Here is a 16,174-nt window from a genome sequence, read left to right on the forward strand (position 1 = left end):
GCCAATCTACTCCCTCAGGCCGGCGGCTTTTCGCCACGGTTTTCCTTGCGCCAGACCACCTTCAGGCCGGACCAGTCGGTGTCCAGCGCGGCCACCTTCACGTCGACCAGGCCGAGCGAAAGGGCGTGGCCGCGTACGTCGTTGTCGGTGATGTCGCTGGTGTGGCCGCCGGCCCGGCGCGGCCAGGCCACCCACACCATGCCGGCCGGGAAGATCCGCCGGCCGGGCGCGGTGAGATCGAGGTCGGCGAGGCGGTCCACGAACAGAATGATGAGGACGTCCGCCGGGCCATCACCGCCGGTTCGTACGTCGACGCCGCCCGGCAGGTCGGGCACCGCCCATCCGGCGGGCGCGTCGATGAGAGCGAGCACATGGCCCGGTTTCACGCCGAGTTTCCTGGCCAACGGCGTACCGGAATAGCCGGTCATACGTCGAAGTCGACCAGGACCGGCGAATGGTCGCTGAACCGGGTGTCCCAGGTCGCCGCCCGGTCGACCTGCGCCGTCCGGGCCTTCGCGGCGAGTCGGCGGGTGACCGCGAGGTGGTCGATCCGCCAGCCGACGTTGTTGTCGTACGCCCGACCGCGATATGACCACCAGCTGTACGGGGCCTTCGGTGTCGGGATGGACGGCTCGTACGACATCGACATAGGCCGAGCGCGGCCCGTACAACTTGTCCAGCCAGGCCCGCTCCTCCGGCAGGAAACCGGAGTTGACTCGGTTGGCGCGCCAGTTCTTCAGGTCGGCCTCGCGGTGCGCGATGTTCCAGTCGCCGGCCACGATCACGTCCCGGTCCTGCTCAGCGGCCCGCCGGGCCAGCGCCCGCAAGTAGGGCAGGAACGGTTTCATGAACCGCGCCTTGGCCACCTGTTTGTCGGTTTCCGCCTCACCTTTGGGCATATAGAGGCTGGCGACGATCAGCCCGGGCAGGTCGACTTCGATATACCGCCCCTGCGGGTCGAACTCCTTGGAGCCGATGCCGGAGCGTACGTCGGTGGGCTCCACTCGGCTGAACACCGCCACGCCGTTGCGGCCCTTCGCCGCCGCCTCGGCGTGCGCGATATGCCAACCGCCCCGAATCTCGGTCGGGATCTCGGCGTCCTGCGCCCCCGCACTTCCTGCAGGCAGACCACGTCGAGCTTGCGGTCGACCAGCCACTGGTCAAATCCCTTGCGGCACGCGGCCCGAATGCCGTTCACGTTCGCGGTAGCGACTAGCACACAGGAAACGCTACCGGCAGGCCGTCAGCGCGCTTTGCGCAGCTTCGCCAGCAGGGTGTCCGCGCCGTACGCACCGCCGCCGAGCAGCGCGATCGCGACACCGGCAAGGCCCCCAGCAGCACGGCGCTCTCGCCGGAAATGCCGGTCTTGCCGAGCAGCCCCTGCGGCACGTGCACGATCACCCAGGTCAGGCCCATCATGACCGCGACGAGTACGCCGGCCGTACGACTCATCAGCCCGATCAGCAACGCGAGGCCGAGCCCGACCTCACCCGCAATCTGCAGGCTGCCGCAGACCACCGGGATCGGCACGCCGAGGCCGGCGACCTCATGAATGAAGGCGGCCGGGTTGGCGAGCTTGGGAATGCCGTGAACGACCAGCACCACCCCGACCATCAGCCGCAGGACCAGCAGGCCGACCGACCGTGCGGTGCTGGCCTCCTGCGCGGTCGGCCGATCGGTGACCAATTGATTATCTTTGGTAATACTTGTCATCTTTACTCCCATGTGCTCGTACGTTGCCCATATTCGGCGTCATACGGCAGACACGGCAACGCGGAGAAGAGCGTTCAACTGTGGCCGATTGTGGACGCACCGCTACTTATTGTCAGAGGCCGGCCTGGCGTTTCGCCTGACGGACCACTCCACGTTAGGACGGACGCCACGATCACCGCGAGTAGCTGGCAGCCTGCTGCCAACCCGAGGGCCGCGCCGAGTCCAGCGCCGGCCAGCCAGCCGCCCAGCACCGCCCCCAAGGCGAACGCGCCGGTCTTGAGGCTCGCCGCCGTAGTGAAGACCTGCGCGTGCAAGCGTCGCGTGGACCTGTTCCGCGGCACACCGACTCCCACCGAAGTGGTCGCGGTGTTGACCGCGCACGGCGAACCCGGGCCCATCATCGAGCTGACCAACGCCGATCTGGCGCAACTGCGGTTAGCTGCACAAGCGCTCGCGACCGTTTTTTTTTCGCGCTGATTCCACCGCCGCAGCCGCCGAGCGACTCAACGAGCTGTTCCACGCGTACGCCGGTCCGCCGCGCTTGACCGCCCATGACAACACCGGCTGGCATCTCCACATCGACGCCGAGGACGACGGGCCGTGGGGGCGGTGGCTGCTCACGTCATCGGCCTGGGCGTTGGCTACTTTGCTTGCTCAGCACCAAACTCCGCCCGGCGGACAGTGTGCGGCACCGGATTGCGAACGCCCGTACGTCAACGCCGGCAACGGTGGACCGCGCAGGTTCTGCTCATCGAAATGCGCCACTCGCGTACGCGTGGCCAACCACCGCCGACGCGCATCCAGCTGAGGCTTAGGCCCTCTACGCGGGCGGCGCGCGAACCCGGTGGCGGGAGCCGCGGCGACCTCGCTGGCCGGCCGAGTCCAGTCAGCGAGGTCGCCGGACGGCACGGCGACCGTGGCGGGCTGGACGGGAGCTGCTGGCGCTATGACGGCGAGCTGAGCGGCCGCGGCCTTGCGTTCGGCGCTGCGCTGGAGCGTGCGACGGCGCCGCTCGGCCAGCACGCAGACCAGGAAGATCGCCGGCGGGGTGCCGACCGGTGGCGGTGGTGCGGTGACCGCAGCGACCTCGGCGACCAGCTCGGCCTCGAGCTGACGCAGGGCCGGCACGCGCAGGTCACGGGCCCGGGTGATGAGCTTTCGTACGGCCAGCGCCAGCTCGTCATCGAGCCGGGTGAGGTCCAGCGTCTGCGCCCAGGGACGCAGCTGCGGCGGCACGTCCGGGATCTGGACGCCACGATCGGGCAGCCGCTGCTGCAGCACGATGGTGCCGGCCGCGATGTCCCCCAGCCGTTTGGCGCGGCCATTGAAGAGCAGCGTGATCAACCCGATCAGCCAAGCGATCGGCCCGAGCAGCAGGCCCGGCCACTCCAGCGCGAACCCGACCAGGCCGCGCACCAGCGCCTGCCGGAACCGGATCGGGCCGCCATCGTCCCGCCCGCACCACCCGCAGCCCGAGCGCCATCTTGCCGGGGCTGCGGCCGCGGCTGACCGTCTCGAAGGCGATCGGCCAGACCAGGAAAGTCAGGATGATCGAGAGCAGCAGACCGATGGTGTACGCAGCGGTGTCGCCGCTCAGCAGCAGGCTGCTCAGGCCCAACTGGAACAGGTAGAACAGCAGGTATTCGCAGGCCGCGTCGATGGTGATCGCGAGCGTACGGGTGCCGAGCCGGGCCACCGGCAGCTCGACCGCCACCGCCTCGCCGGTGAGCAGGCCACCGCCCGGTGCCGTTTCCTGCCCGTCGTACGCCATGGCGCCCAGTCTGCCAGGCCGCGTCACCACTGGAACCGATGACAGGACAACGGCGGTTACGCTGGCGGGCGTGGACATCGACGCCTTTGTCATGGAGCACTCGACCGAGTGGGACCGGCTGGCCGAGCTGTCCGGAAGCGGCGGCTTTCTGGCGAGGAGACCGACGAGCTGATCGGGCTCTACCAACGGGTCGCGACGCATTTGTCGGTGGTGCAGAGCCGATCGCCGGACGCGGCGCTGATTGGCCGGCTGTCCCGGCTGGTGGCGGCCGGCCGAGCGGCGGTCACCGGCACCGTGGCACCAGCGTGGTCGGACGTGGCCCGGTTCTTCATCGTCACCTTCCCGGTCACCGTCTATCGGGCTTGGCGCTGGTGGTGTGCGCGGTCGCCACGATCTGCTCGCTGGTGGCGTTCTCGATCATGGCCTATATCGCACTGAACCCGAACGTGCAGTCCCGAATCGGTACGCCGGATGACATCAAGCACTTGGTGGACAAGGATTTCGCCAGTTATTACAGCGATCACCCGGCGCAGGCCTTCGCCGCCCAGGTCTGGCTGAACAATGCCTTGCTGACAGCCATGGCGTTGGTCGCCGGAGTGCTGATCCTGCCGGTGATTTACGTGCTCTACCAGAACATTCTCAACGTTGGCGTGATCGGCGGCATCATGATCGCCAACCATCGAGCGGACATTTTCTTCGGCCTTATTCTGCCGCACGGGCTGCTGGAGCTGACCGCGGTTTTCGTGGCCGCCGGAGTGGGCATGCGGATCGGCTGGGCGTGGGTCGCGCCGGGCCGACTGCGTACGCGTGCGCAGGCGGTCGCCACCGAAGCCAGAGCCGGCGTCACCGCGGCGATCGGACTCGCCGGCGTACTGGCCGTCAGCGGCGCCATCGAAGGTTTCGTCACCCCATCCCCGCTACCCACCTTCGCCCGGATCGCCATCGGTGTGCTCGCTTTCGGCAGTTTCCTTTTCTATGTCATCTTTTTCGGCCGCCGGGCGGCTGGTACGGGCGAAACCGGCGACCTTCGAGTGGGCGAACGCGAAGACTACGTCCCGATGGCTTAGCTATTCAGCTTTGATCGTACGAAATCCTCGTCGACCTCGACGCCGAGCCCGATTCCGGTCGCACCGCGACCGTCCCGTCCGGCTCCAACGCCAGTCGCGAGGAACAGGCGCCACGGCTCAGCTCGCTCTGCGCCACGTTGAACTCGACCCAGGTGACGCTTGGCAGGGTGGCGAGGAAATGCAGGCTGTACGCGTGCAGGAGATCGGTAAGCCAGGAGTGCGTGACGATTTCCCGATCCGTCTCGGCGCGCAGCGCGAGTGCGACGGTCAGGCCACCGCAGCGGGACAGGTCGGGCTGCAGCACGTCGATGTCGGATTCGGTCAGCAGCCGGCGAAAGTCCCAGATCGTGGCCTGCTGCTCGCCGGCCGCGAACCGCAGCCCCGGGAATTCCGCCTTGAAACTCCGGTATTGACCGAAGTCCTCCGGATGCACGAAATCCTCCACCCAGTACGGCTGGAAGTCGCTCAGGATCGACAGCATCGTGCGGATCTGGTCGGCCGTACGGGTACGTGGGCGGCCGCCGTCGTCGACATACCAGCCTGGATCGACCATCAGCTGGTGGCCCGCCGGTAGGGCGTCCCGGATGGCCGCCAGGTTTTCCCGGTCCAGTCCTGGATCCATCCCGAAGCCGCCCCAGCCGAATTTCACCGCCCGGAAACCGAGCTCGACATATCGACGGACGGCCTCGGCGTTTCTTTCCGGATGGGGCCGGAAAAGTGTCGAAGCGTAAGCCGGCAATCGGTCGCGCCGCCGGCCGCCGAGCGCGGCGGCGAGGTCAACGCCCTCGGCCTGCGCCCGGATCGACCAGAGGCAGTTGTGTCGACCGCTGACATGCAGTGCATGGCGACACCGCGCCGACCGTAATAGGCAGTCGCCACATAGAGCTCGTCCCACACCAGGTCGGGTCGCAGTGGGTCCTTGCCGACCAGTTCTTCCGCGATCGTACGGAAACCCAGCGCGCCCATGCCACGGCCGCTGAGCACCCGGACAGCCACCGGCCCGAGCGTCTCTACATCGGACCAGCCGCTGATGCCCTCGTCGGTGTCGACGCGTACGAGCAGCAGGTGATCTCCCTGGTCCGTCGCCTCCGCACCTTCGGTTCCGTATTTTTCATCGCCACGCAACAGAAAAGGCGTGACTCCGGTGATTTTCACGCCAGCGGCCCGGGGAGATCCGATGGCCACGGCACCCGACGCTCGGCGAGGCAGGGCCGGAAGGCCTCGGCCGCCGCGACCGACAGTCGAGCGCCCTGACCGCGATCGTGGTCGGCCATCTCGTCCGCGTAGTCATAGCCGAGCATTCGCCGGCGTACGTCCATCTGACTCTCGTGCCGCCGGATCAGCGTGGCCTTTTGTCGTACGTGAGCGGAACTGAGCGGGACGAAATGGGTCGCTTCGAAGCCGAATCCCTCACCGGGATGGGTGTGGAAGATTCTCGGCGTGCGTGGCAGGGCCCGCGAACCAGCGCCGAAAGAGGAGATGCCGGTGAAAAGTGCGGCATCCGTGACGGCTTTCGCGGTCACCACGTGATCGTCGTTGTAGTCGCTGGTCCAGTGCGTGAAAACCACTTCCGCAGCCAGCCGGCGCAACGCTTCGATGAGGTCGGTGCGCAATTCGTGGTCGCCGACAGCGAATCCGTCTTCCCGTTCCAGGCACAGATATTCGGCGTCGAAATGGCTCGCCACCGCCAGCATTTCCCGCTGTCGTACGGCCGCGGCCTCGCGTTGCCCACCAGGGCCATCGAAAGACAGCCCCTTGTCGCCGTTCGTGACGCAGACGAAACCGATCCGCTGGCCCTGCTCGTGCAGCCGTACGAGCGTGCCGAGGCAGCGCATTTCGTCGTCCTGATGGGGCGAAAACACAGACCACGGTCATGTCGGCGGACCTTGCGGGAGACGGGCCAGCGAGGCGCCCAAACCGCCGTCGACGGTGAAGAATGAGCCAGAGACGTAAGCTGCCTTGTCAGAGCAGAGAAAACCGACTGTCGAGGCGACATCGGCTGGAGTGCCGAACCGACCGAACGGGAGTGCGCTGGCGACTGAGTCGAGAAACTCGTCTCCGTACACAGATCCGTCTCGCCCTGCGTGCGGATCCAGCCGGGAACCACCGCGTTGACGCGAATGCGGCGGTCCGCCCATTCGTGCGCGAGTGATCTCACGACCTGGGCCAGCGCGCCATGCGCCGCGTTGTATCCGACGCAGCCGGCGAACGGCATGCTCGCGTGCAGCGAGCCGATCGCGACCAGGCTGGCGCCAGCTGTCAGCCGCTCTTTCACCAGCAACTCTCGAAAAGTCAGCAGGGCCGCCACCGGTCCGACGGCGAGGCTGCGCTCGATGCTGTCTCGGGTGATCGTCTCGGCCGGGCTCTGTTCCTCGTACGCGATGGCGTGCACCACGGACCGTACGTTCTCGACCGCGGCGGTCACCGAACCGGCGAACCCGATATCGGTGGCGTCCGCGACCACCACCTTCGCACGCCCGGGAATCGCCCGGGCGATGGCCTTCGCGCGTTCCTGGTTCCGGTCCACGCAGACGACGATGTCATGCGACAGCGCCAATTCCCGGGCACAGGCGCCGCCGATGTCACCGCCGGCGCCCACCACCACGGCCGTACGTTCGTCTCCCATCCGGCTATCCTGTCGTGAAAACGACGTCGACCCAATAGTTGGTGTCAGCGAATGACTGAGTCGGGAAGCCGCTGGCGCCGTAGACGAAGACACCGTTGCCTGCGTCGACCCCGGACCGCAGTGCGTGCAGAGGTGCGTTGTCCTTGCCAACGCTGGTAAAAGCGTTGTTGGTGGCGGCAAAACAGCCGTTGGGGGCGTAATACGACACGACGTAGGTGGTGTTCGCCTTGACCGCGACCGGGGCGGCGAACCGGACCTCCTGCCACCCACTGGCCGACTCATCGGCGAAGGTCGCCGAGCCGAGATTGCCGCCGGCTGCGTTCCACAGTGTCCCGATGTGCACACCGGTGTTGTTGGTTCCCTTGTAGAACCGTACTCCGGCCACCACACCGTCCACATCGGACCGGAACTTCAGTCCCAGCTCGACCGAGGCCGGGTCGGCACTGAAAAGGGTGGGAGCGTCGGTGTCGGCCCAGATCGCCCGTGGCTGCGCGCCCAGTTGGACGAGTGGCTCGACCCAGTAGTTCGTGTCCTCGTACGAGTCGGCCGGGAAGCCGTGCGGTCCGTAGTGGAACACCCCGTTCGGGCCGCTGACACCAGACTTCAGTGCGTGCAGCAGGCCGCTATCCTTGCCGGCGTTGGTAAAAGCGCTATTGGTGGCGCCATAACGGCCGTTTGGCGCGTGGTAGGAGACGGCGTAGGTCTTCTTCCACTGAATCGGGACAGCCGTGCCGAACCGGACCTCCTGCCAGCCAGCGGCCGACTCCGCGGTGAAAGCGGCGGTGGCGAGGCTGCTGCCGTCGGCGGACCAGAGCGTGCCGGTGTGTGCGCCAACGTTGCCCTGCGCCTTGTAAAACCGGACGCCGAGCACCGAACCGTCGCTGTCGGACCGGAACTTCAGTCCGAGCTCGACCTCGTCGCCGTCCGCGGCGATCAGACCCGGCTCATCGGCGTCCTCCCAGATCGTGCGTACGTCCCCGGCCCGCGTCGGCAGTGCCGTCTGAAACTGCCACGAAGTTTGCAAGGGCACGGCCGGAATGTTGTCATTGCGGTCCGGCGTCACGATCAGCGTCGCGGTGTGCGAGGCATGGGACGCGAGCGGCCCGGACGGGGTGAAAGTGGCGATCTTGTTGCCAGCGTCGTACGACATGCTGCCGGCCACGGTCGCGCCGCTGGCGGTCTTGACGGATAGCTGGATCGAGCCGGCCTGGACAGCGTCATAGAATTGGACGGAAATGCCTTTGCTCGGCGGGAAACTGGTGGCACCGCTGACAGGTGTGTCGAGCGAAAGCGCGGGTTCGGGAAACCCGGCGCCCGGCGGGTACTGTCAATGATGGCACCGAAACCGCCCCAGTAGGTGGCCGACGGTTTCGGTGATCCCCAGGTCAGCTGGGCCAGCGAGCGCATCGGATTGGCCAGGGTGTCCGACTCCAGTTCCTCCCCCTCACTGTCCGGCAAGGTCCACAGGCTCAGTTTCGCGCCGCGCAGTTTCGGGCTGTCGTCGGAGACCGTCAAGCCGTTGTGGAACAGGCCGACGTGGAAGTTGTCGTAGATTCGCTGCGGATCCGGGTGCCGGTTTCCCGGGTCATAGTAAAGGAAATCCTGATTCGAGTTCGATACGTCGTAGCCCTGGTCGACCAGTTGCTGCGGTGTTTTGTCGGCGGGATAGGAAACCCAGTGCTCGACGATGACATTCTGGTCGATGGGGACGGTTCCGCTGGTGAGAATGCCGTCGTTCCAGACGCGCATGGTCTTGCCGGCGGCGCGGACAATCGGGTTGAGGTAGTTGAGAAAACCGTACTGGCAGTCCGCCGGCACCGCGGTTGGTCCGTAATGTGCCCGCGCGTACGCACCAAGCTGCGGAAACGGGGTGTAGTCGCCCAGGTATTCGTCCGCGCCGGTGTGCCAGTACGGCGTGTCGAAAGCGCTAAGCAGCGGGTGAGCAGGCCAGCGGCGAACGGATAAGCGGCGTCCTTGCTCAGGTCGAGGTTGGCGGGCACGCCGGGCAGCTGCATATCTGGATGTCCGGTCAGCGGTTTGTCCATATGGCCGGGCATGTTGAAAAGCGGCACCATCGTGACGTTGTGTCGGGCCGCATACTGCGCGATCGCCTGCATATCCGCCAACGGCGTGCTGTCGTAGCCGACCGACAGCCACAGCAGATTCATCTTCAGATATGACAGTTCTTCGATCTGGCCCTGCCACCAGGTCATCGTGAAGTATTTCGCGACGTTGGCCACCAACAACCCGCGATCGGCGTATTTTGGCCTGTCCTGGGCAATCCCGCCGGGGATCGTGCGGCTCTGTCGAAACCACTGCACGAGCGTACGAGTGCCCCAGAATGCACCGGATTTCGGGCCGCGCACCTCGATGGTCGAGCCGACGCGCAGCTCGTACGCCTCGGCGTCCAAGCCGGTCGCACTGCCGGTGAAGGTCATTTGCAGGTCACCGGCCGCCGGCGTTCCGGTGACGATCTCGACGGTCCTGCCAAGCAGCCGGCCCAGGTCAGTGGCCAGCACCTCGGCGGCGGTCTGCAGTTGCCCGTTGTCGGCACTGTTCAGCACGATCCGGCTGCGGCGCTGGCGTCGCCGAGGGTGAACTGCCCCGCACCCGCCGCCCACGACTGCAGTGCCGGGATGGTGGGCGGCGGTCCACCGGCCGCGTACGCCGGCGCACCTCCGACACCGAGCACGGCACCGCCCACGATCGTGCCGCCGGTCAGGGACAGAAAACGCCTGCGCGAGATGGTCACTTCCAGCTCCCGTCCATCTTCGATATATCGAAAATGTTTCCGTGGATCCAGATAATATGGCCGAAGTTGCGCACTGGCAAGGGCCTCCAAGCGCTTTCACGCAAACCTGTGATCGCGGCGAAAGTGCGCTCCGTCGACGCCGAGGGCGGCCAGCCAACCTCGGCGAATGCCACGAAACGGGTCACAAAACGGGCAAAACCTTCACGGGTGGCCTGAGGGCGACTCCGGCGGGAGGTCAGAGCAGGCCGGCGGCTTTGAGTTCGAGATAAGCGTCGGCGACCTTGGAGGCGAAGATGTCGGCGGGTGCGTCGACCACTTCGACGCCGGCACGGCGCATAGTGGCGATGATCCGGCGGCGGTCGCCGAGCGCGCGTTCGGCGGCGGCCCGGGCGTAGACCGCCTCGGAGCCGCGTTTGCGCTGGTCGCCGGGGGTGATCGGGGCGGCCATCGCGGCCACTGTCGGGTCGCTGGGGGTGGCCAGTACGACGGTGTGCCGGGCGGTCAGGGCGCCCAGTACGGGCAGCAGGCCGTGTTCCAGGGCAGCCGGTTCCAGCGCGGTGAAAAGCACCACCAGCGATCGCTTGCGCTCGGCCCGGAGCACCTCGCTGACCATCAGCGAGAAGTCGGTTTCGACCAGCCGCGGGAAAAGTCGAGCCATCGCCTGGACCAGGCTGGGCAGGATGTTGGCGCGGTGCGCACCGGTCACCCGGGATTGCACATCGGTGTCGACGGCGAACATGTCCACCCGGTCGTCGGCCCGTGCGGCCACGGCGCCGAGCAGCAGGCAGGCGTCCAGGGCGGCGTCGAGCCGCGGGATGTCGGCGACCCGGACGGCGGACGTACGGCCGGTGTCGACGACACAGACGACCTTGCGATCGCGTTCCGGACGCCAGGTCCGTACCACGACAGTGTCCCGCCGGGCGGTGGCTCGCCAGTCAATTGACCTCACGTCGTCGCCGTCGACATATTCCCGCAGCGAATCGAATTCGGTTCCCTGACCGCGCCCGCGAACGGCGAGTTTTCCTTCCAGCTGGCGAAGTTTGGACAGCTTCTCCGGCAGGAACTTGCGTGAGGTAAAGGGCGGCAGCACCAGCAGTGTCCACTGTGGAGTGATCCGCCGCGCGGTCTTGCGCCGGGTCTGCCGGAAGGCGAGCCGCATCGGCCCGTACGCCCGGACGGTGACCGATCGGTCCGCCGATCGCCTCGCCGGGTCGGCGTCAATGTCGTCGTGACGGTGCCACTTTGGCCTGGGCGCAGGGAAATGCGATGCGCGTACGGCGTCGCACCAGCCGACGGTAACCACGCGTCCCGTACCAGCGCTCGCAACGGCCGTTTACCGGCATGGGTGAGGTGCAGGTCGACAGTGACTGTTTCGCCCAGCCGACTCTGCAGCGCGCCATCTCGGTGCATACGTACTTTTCGTGGCGCTGCGGCCAAACTCCAGTCCACCACCAGCAGCAGGAACAGCACGGCGACACAGATCAGCAAGCCGATCCACGGAGACAGGCCAAAAAACGCCCCACAACGGCATCAGCACCACACCGGCGGCGAAAAGGACGACCGCTCTTCCGGTCAGCATGGCGAGGTCAACGCGGAGCGGGGACGCTCGCCAGCACGGTGTCCAGCACCCCGTCGGCGGTGACGCCCTCCAGCTCCGCCTCCGGCCGGACCGCGACCCGGTGCCGCAGGGTCGGCCGGGCCAGGGCCTTCACGTCGTCGGGCGTCACGTACCCACGGCCGGACAGCCACGCCCACGCCTTCGCGGTCCCCAGCAGCGCGGTCGCGCCACGCGGCGAGGCACCTAGCGAGAGCGACGGCGACGACCGGGTCTGCCGGCAGATGTCCACCACATATCCGAGCACCGGGTCGGCGATCTGCACCTTGCGGACGGCCTCCCGGGCAGCGGCCAAGTCGTCGGCGCCAGCCACCTGTTGTACGCCGGCGGCGGCGGCAGGTCCCGCGGGTCGAAGCCGGCGTTGTGCGCCTGCACGACCCGGATTTCGTCGTCCCGGCTGGGCAGCGGCACGGTCAGCTTGAGCAGGAAACGGTCCAGCTGCGCCTCGGGCAGCGGGTAGGTGCCCTCGTATTCGATCGGGTTCTGGGTCGCGCACACCACAAACGGGTCCGGCAGCTGGCGGGACTCGCCGTCGACGGACACGGTCCGCTCCTCCATGGCCTCCAGCAGCGAGCGAGGCCTGGGTCTTGGGAGGCGTCCGGTTGATCTCGTCGGCGAGCAGCAGGTTGGTGAACACCGGCCCGGCCCGGAACGAGAACTCGGCCGTACGAGCGTCGTAAATCAGCGAGCCGGTGACATCGCCGGGCATCAGGTCAGGGGTGAACTGGACCCGCTTGTGGTCCAACCGCAACGTGTGGGACAGCGTGCGTACGAGCAGCGTCTTCGCCACGCCGGGCACGCCCTCAAGGAGCACGTGGCCACGGCACAGCAACGCGATCACCAGGCCGGTGACGGTGGCATCCTGGCCGATCACCACCTTGGCGACCTCGCTGCGCAGCCGGGTCAGCGCGTCCCGCGCGTCATCGCCGCGCGGGTCCGGTGCGATCTCGGCCGGCCGGTCGGAGGACTGCTGATACGCCGGCGGCGGAGTCTCGTCGTGCGCCGCCACCAGCGGCTCTTCAAGCGTGGGTTCGGCGGCCGGCGGGTCCGCTGGCATCGGCTCCTGCCCGGAGTCAGATCCGACCACGGGCTCCGGCTGGTCCGTCGGCGGCTGCTGCCACTCGGACCCCGACGTGGGTGGCTCGGCCGGCGGCTGCTGCCACGTCGACTGCGGGTTGGGCGGTGGCGGGTAGGGCGGCTGCGCCGGAGGGCGAGGTGGGAAATACTCAAAGCTCTGCGTCACTGCTGCGGTCCCTCCGGGTTATTGCCCTGATCGGCGCCGGCTCGGCCGATCGTGAGTTGGGTCAGGTAGTCGTCCACCAGCCGGTCCAGCTCGGTGGCCAGCGCCAGCAGGCCCTGGTCGTCGGTCGGCGGCGGGCTGTAAAGCAGTCGATGGATCTCTTGGGTCGTACGCCCGCTGCGCTGCGCCAACGCGATGATGAGCGCGCGCGGATCGGGGTCCGCGCCGAGCCCGAGCGCCGGCGTGATCCGGGCCAGCGCCCCACCCCGCAACGACTCAGCGGCGAGCTTGCGAGCGCCTGCCCGGCGATAGAGCCGCGCGCGTCCCTCAACGGTCTCGGCGGACCGTACGACCACCGGCAGCGGCTCCGGGACCGGGACGCCCAGCCGGCGGGCCTGCCACAGCGCGACCAGCACTCCGGCGAGGATCAGGTAAAGGGAAGCGGCATCCACCCAGGGCGGGAACAGCGCTTGGGAACCGTCGCCGCCCTCGCTGCTGGCGGACTCCGGCTGGTCCAGGTAGAGCCACTCGACCCGGCTGTGGGTAGACAGCAGGTTGATGCCCAGCGCGGCGTGCCCGTACCCGGTCAGGTGCTCGTTGGTCAGCAGGTTGGCGTCGCCGAGCAGCGCGAACTCGGGACCGGTGGAGTCGCTGACCAGCAGCAGCCCGCCCTGATAGCAGCTGGTCACGTGGGCGGCGTGGATCGTCTTCGGGAGATAGCCGGCGCCGTCGAAGTCGATGCTGCCGGCCGCTTTCGCTTCCGGCGCGTCGCAGTTGGGAGCAACCGGCGAGGTCGCCGGGAAGTCGCCGAAGTCCAGGTCGGGGAGAGCACGTGCAGCGCTCCTCGATCAGGCGCCAGCAGGACCACGCGGGTCGACGGCGGCAGCGCTTTCAACGACTGGATCGTTCGTACGGACAGCGGCGCGGTGTCCGGGATCAGCAGCGTGACATCGCCGCCCAGCCCCGCCTTCAGCGCGTCGGCGCTGGTGGACGGGGTATCGACCGGAGTGCCGTACTGCTCTCGGTCAGCACCCGCAGCGCGTTGCCGCCGTCCGGCCGGTACGAGTGCGGGTTGAGGGTGCCGGTGTCGCTGCTGTCGAGGTCGACGATGAACACCACGCTGGCACCCGCGATGACCAGCACGAGGATGAGCAGCGGCAGCCACAGCCAGCGCCAGGCGCGGCTGGCGACCGCGCTCGCTTTGGGGTCTTTGTACGCACCTGGGGGCGGCGGAGGCGCGAGGGTGGGCGGCGCGACGACGGTCATCGTGGCTGGGCCTCATCGCCGTTGTCGGTTTCGCTGCCCGGCAGTGCCCAACCGGCGCCGACGAGCTCATCGGTGCTGACGGACGGCTTCGCGGCGGCCACCGTCGCGAACACCTCGCGCATGGTCGCGTCGTCGGCGGCGGAAGCCGTCCGACTGCCGTACCAGATGTCGCTGAACAGCTGTGCGCCCTCGCGCAGTCGGTCGGTGGCGTCCGGCAGCGAACGGCGGACCGCGGCGACGATCTCGGTCACCGTTCGGCCCGGCCGCGGATCGAGCAGGTCACGTTGCTCCAACGACCGTACGATCGCGCGGAGCCGCTCCCGGACCGCCTCCGCATAGCGGCCGTCCGCCGCGTACCGGTCGGCGAGGTTGGTGTGGCTGTCGGCCGTACCGGTGCCGAGCTTGAGTTCCGGCTCACCGCCGCGGATCGTCTTGGCGGGCAGCCCGTAGCGCCAGATCAGCACCGCGACCAGCAAAAACACCGCGACCACCACGATCAGGAGAAGCCAGTTGTTGGCTGCTGAGCCCTGCGTACCTGGGCTGAGGTGTCGGCTGAGCCAGTCCATGAAGTCGTTTCAGCCAGCGGTCCAGCAGGGACCGCTCATGCTGCTTATATGCCTCTTTGGACAGCTCTTTCGCGGCGGCTTTGCGCGCTTCGTCACCGCCGACGGGCGTGTGTTTGTACGGCAGCAGGAGCAGCGTGGGCAGGGTGATCACCGGGCCACCCCGCGCCGGCGCCGCCGGTTGGCCAGCAGGACCTCGATGTCCAGCCCCTCTCCCCGCATCCGGCGATCGGCGTAGAGCACGCCGGAGTTGAAAGCCACGAACGGCGCGATCAGGGCGCCGGTCACGAGCGCGACCAGCTCGGCGCCGAAGAGCAGCCCGAGCAGGACCGGGGTGGTCTCCCCGAGGAAACCCAGCAGCAGGAGCGCGCCACCGCCGTAGATGGCGCCGGTCACTAGGGTCAACACGCTCTGGATCACGCTGGCCAGGAAACGGATGAGGATCACCCGCCCGCTGTCCCGGCCGGACAGCGCCGCCGACCGGCGGATCGCCCGGAACGGGTTGAGCCGTTCCAACACCGTCGTCGGGGCCGCCATCGACGTCAGCGGCTGCACCGCCATCCATCCGATGGACAGCAGGAGGAACGAGGAGATCAGCGAGGCGATGCTCTCGATCGCGCCGATCACCAAGCTGACGCCGATCAGGGCCGGCCACCGCCCGCGCATCTTGCGTCGGACCCGGCGCAGCGACGGCTCGACGCCGGTCACCGCATCGTCGGCGACGATCGACAGCATCCCGGAGAGCGCGGCGGTGCCGGTGTATGTCAGTGCCGTCACCGCGAACGTGGCGCCGGCGATCGACAGCAGCAACGCGAGGGTGCCGGCGACTCCGTTCGTGTCGACGGTGGCCGCCACCACGGCGACCAGCGCCGCCATCGGCAACGCGACGAGCTGCACGGCGACGGTGGTGAGCGCGCCGAGCGTCAGGCTGATCCGCGGCCAGCGCCGGACCATGTCCCACGAGTAGTCAATGACCTCACCGACCGCGAGCGGTCGCATCGGGATGCTGGGCACGCCTCTGACGTCCGCCTCGGCCACCCCAGGCGAGGCCTGTGCGGGGTTCGCCGCGGTCACGGCCGCCGCGGCGTCTGCGGTCGCGACCATGCCGCCATCGTGTCACGCCTCGTCAGCCCGCACCCGTACGACCGCCCACCACCGAGCCCGATGGGGCAGCCCTCACGGCGTGCGATTCGCGCGATTGCGGTACGTGCGGGTGTTGTGCCGGTTGCCGCAGCCTTTTGGGCTGCACCAACGGCCATTGTGCGGTTTGGAGTTGTCATAGAAGACGGTGTGGCAGTCCGGCGCCGCGCACATTTTCACCCGCCGCCAGGTGCCGTCGACGGTAGCCATCGTCGCGGTGGCCAGCAGGGCGGCGAGCGCATGGCGGACCGTTCCGGCGATCGCCGCTGGGACCAGGTTGATCAAGCCGTCCGGTTGGATGTCGGCGTACAGCGGAAGTTTGCGGGTGAGGTCGGCTGTCGGGGGCCTCGTCTTGAGCGCTGTCGCGGTGCGCCTGTGCGGCATTTCGCAACGCCGTCCGCAGCCGGAGGGCGAGCGCGCA

17 protein-coding genes and 8 pseudogenes are annotated in these 16,174 nt (G+C 67.9%); 4 read left to right on the plus strand and 21 right to left on the minus strand.

Annotation, left to right across the window (positions count from 1 at the left end; translation table 11 throughout):
• Positions 1 to 14: 14 nt before the first annotated feature.
• The 3 genes and pseudogenes from GNX96_RS40825 to GNX96_RS40835 form a co-directional block, all read right to left on the minus strand.
• Entirely contained in the window at positions 15 to 428 is a 414-nt protein-coding gene (locus GNX96_RS40825; RefSeq protein WP_163572969.1) for a DUF3052 domain-containing protein, read from the minus strand.
• Positions 425 to 1,219: pseudogene (locus tag GNX96_RS40830) on the minus strand (exodeoxyribonuclease III). Before GNX96_RS40830 ends, GNX96_RS40825 begins: the two are co-directional and overlap by 4 nt.
• Positions 1,213 to 1,686, minus strand: a complete 474-nt coding sequence (locus GNX96_RS40835) for a DoxX family protein (protein WP_279582822.1) — start codon at positions 1,684 to 1,686, stop codon at positions 1,213 to 1,215. Before GNX96_RS40835 ends, GNX96_RS40830 begins: the two are co-directional and overlap by 7 nt.
• Before the next feature lie 303 nt (positions 1,687 to 1,989).
• Between GNX96_RS40835 and GNX96_RS59055 the strand changes: the two genes are divergently transcribed.
• The 3 genes from GNX96_RS59055 (at position 1,990) to GNX96_RS66185 (ending at position 2,827) form a co-directional block, all read left to right on the plus strand.
• Complete coding sequence (locus GNX96_RS59055) at positions 1,990 to 2,190, plus strand: hypothetical protein (RefSeq protein ID WP_279582823.1); 201 nt, start codon at positions 1,990 to 1,992, stop codon at positions 2,188 to 2,190.
• A gap of 169 nt (positions 2,191 to 2,359) precedes the next feature.
• Positions 2,360 to 2,521, plus strand: a complete 162-nt coding sequence (locus tag GNX96_RS66180; protein ID WP_390624281.1) for a CGNR zinc finger domain-containing protein — start codon at positions 2,360 to 2,362, stop codon at positions 2,519 to 2,521.
• A gap of 165 nt (positions 2,522 to 2,686) precedes the next feature.
• Positions 2,687 to 2,827 (plus strand): hypothetical protein, encoded by a 141-nt coding sequence (locus tag GNX96_RS66185; RefSeq protein ID WP_390624279.1) that lies wholly within the window; start codon positions 2,687 to 2,689, stop codon positions 2,825 to 2,827.
• A gap of 66 nt (positions 2,828 to 2,893) precedes the next feature.
• Here the strand turns inward: GNX96_RS66185 and GNX96_RS40850 are convergent, their stop codons facing one another.
• Entirely contained in the window at positions 2,894 to 3,484 is a 591-nt protein-coding gene (locus GNX96_RS40850; RefSeq protein ID WP_279582824.1) for an RDD family protein, read from the minus strand.
• A gap of 70 nt (positions 3,485 to 3,554) precedes the next feature.
• Between GNX96_RS40850 and GNX96_RS40855 the strand changes: the two are divergent.
• Positions 3,555 to 4,551 (plus strand): annotated as a pseudogene (locus GNX96_RS40855) (stage II sporulation protein M).
• 4 nt (positions 4,552 to 4,555) lie between these two features.
• Here the strand turns inward: GNX96_RS40855 and GNX96_RS40860 are convergent.
• The 17 genes and pseudogenes from GNX96_RS40860 to GNX96_RS40930 all read right to left on the minus strand — a co-directional run.
• On the minus strand, positions 4,556 to 5,200 hold the full coding sequence (locus GNX96_RS40860) for an enolase C-terminal domain-like protein (protein WP_279582825.1): 645 nt from the start codon (positions 5,198 to 5,200) through the stop codon (positions 4,556 to 4,558).
• Positions 5,197 to 5,706 carry an enolase-like domain-containing protein gene (locus tag GNX96_RS40865; RefSeq protein ID WP_163572974.1) on the minus strand — a complete coding sequence of 170 codons (510 nt, stop codon included), beginning with the start codon at positions 5,704 to 5,706 and terminating at the stop codon, positions 5,197 to 5,199. Before GNX96_RS40865 ends, GNX96_RS40860 begins: the two co-directional genes overlap by 4 nt.
• Positions 5,703 to 6,413: a PIG-L deacetylase family protein gene (locus GNX96_RS40870; protein WP_279582826.1), complete on the minus strand. Its 711-nt coding sequence runs from the start codon at positions 6,411 to 6,413 to the stop codon at positions 5,703 to 5,705. The genes GNX96_RS40865 and GNX96_RS40870 overlap by 4 nt, the downstream gene beginning before the upstream one ends.
• A 9-nt stretch (positions 6,414 to 6,422) precedes the next feature.
• A complete protein-coding gene (locus GNX96_RS66190; RefSeq protein WP_163572976.1) occupies positions 6,423 to 6,689 on the minus strand; it encodes an SDR family oxidoreductase in 267 nt (88 codons plus the stop codon).
• Positions 6,677 to 7,177, minus strand: a pseudogene (locus GNX96_RS66195) (SDR family NAD(P)-dependent oxidoreductase); the annotation flags it as partial. The gene GNX96_RS66190 and the pseudogene GNX96_RS66195, both read right to left, overlap by 13 nt.
• A gap of 4 nt (positions 7,178 to 7,181) precedes the next feature.
• Positions 7,182 to 8,207 (minus strand): DUF4082 domain-containing protein, encoded by a 1,026-nt coding sequence (locus GNX96_RS40885; RefSeq protein WP_279582832.1) that lies wholly within the window; start codon positions 8,205 to 8,207, stop codon positions 7,182 to 7,184.
• A pseudogene (locus tag GNX96_RS59065) lies at positions 8,187 to 8,459 on the minus strand (Ig-like domain-containing protein); the annotation flags it as partial. The gene GNX96_RS40885 and the pseudogene GNX96_RS59065, both read right to left, overlap by 21 nt.
• Before the next feature lie 344 nt (positions 8,460 to 8,803).
• A pseudogene (locus GNX96_RS40890) lies at positions 8,804 to 9,493 on the minus strand (family 20 glycosylhydrolase); the annotation flags it as partial.
• Positions 9,494 to 9,507: 14 nt separating this feature from the next.
• Positions 9,508 to 9,798 (minus strand): annotated as a pseudogene (locus GNX96_RS66200) (glycoside hydrolase family 20 zincin-like fold domain-containing protein); the annotation flags it as partial.
• Positions 9,735 to 9,929, minus strand: coding sequence for a hypothetical protein (locus GNX96_RS40895; RefSeq protein WP_163572979.1), 195 nt, complete (start codon positions 9,927 to 9,929; stop codon positions 9,735 to 9,737). The gene GNX96_RS40895 and the pseudogene GNX96_RS66200, both read right to left, overlap by 64 nt.
• Positions 9,930 to 10,164: 235 nt before the next feature.
• Positions 10,165 to 11,435 (minus strand): annotated as a pseudogene (locus GNX96_RS40900) (DUF58 domain-containing protein).
• Positions 11,436 to 11,515: 80 nt separating this feature from the next.
• Positions 11,516 to 12,601: pseudogene (locus GNX96_RS40905) on the minus strand (AAA family ATPase).
• Between the two features lie 182 nt (positions 12,602 to 12,783).
• Positions 12,784 to 13,602, minus strand: a complete 819-nt coding sequence (locus tag GNX96_RS40910) for a DUF4350 domain-containing protein (protein ID WP_390624282.1) — start codon at positions 13,600 to 13,602, stop codon at positions 12,784 to 12,786.
• Between the two features lie 151 nt (positions 13,603 to 13,753).
• The gene (locus GNX96_RS40915) at positions 13,754 to 14,050 is read right to left on the minus strand and encodes a hypothetical protein (protein ID WP_163572981.1); all 297 of its coding nucleotides are present in this window, start codon (positions 14,048 to 14,050) and stop codon (positions 13,754 to 13,756) included.
• Entirely contained in the window at positions 14,047 to 14,616 is a 570-nt protein-coding gene (locus tag GNX96_RS40920; protein WP_163572982.1) for a DUF4129 domain-containing protein, read from the minus strand. The genes GNX96_RS40915 and GNX96_RS40920 overlap by 4 nt, the downstream gene beginning before the upstream one ends.
• Before the next feature lie 147 nt (positions 14,617 to 14,763).
• Positions 14,764 to 15,717: a hypothetical protein gene (locus GNX96_RS40925; protein ID WP_163572983.1), complete on the minus strand. Its 954-nt coding sequence runs from the start codon at positions 15,715 to 15,717 to the stop codon at positions 14,764 to 14,766.
• Between the two features lie 72 nt (positions 15,718 to 15,789).
• On the minus strand, positions 15,790 to 16,174 hold a 385-nt coding region (locus GNX96_RS40930), incomplete at its 5' end, for a CGNR zinc finger domain-containing protein (RefSeq protein WP_163572984.1).

Origin of the sequence: Fodinicola feengrottensis, assembly GCF_010993775.1 — a bacterium.
GTDB classification, from domain to species: Bacteria; Actinomycetota; Actinomycetes; order Mycobacteriales; family HKI-0501; genus Fodinicola; species Fodinicola feengrottensis.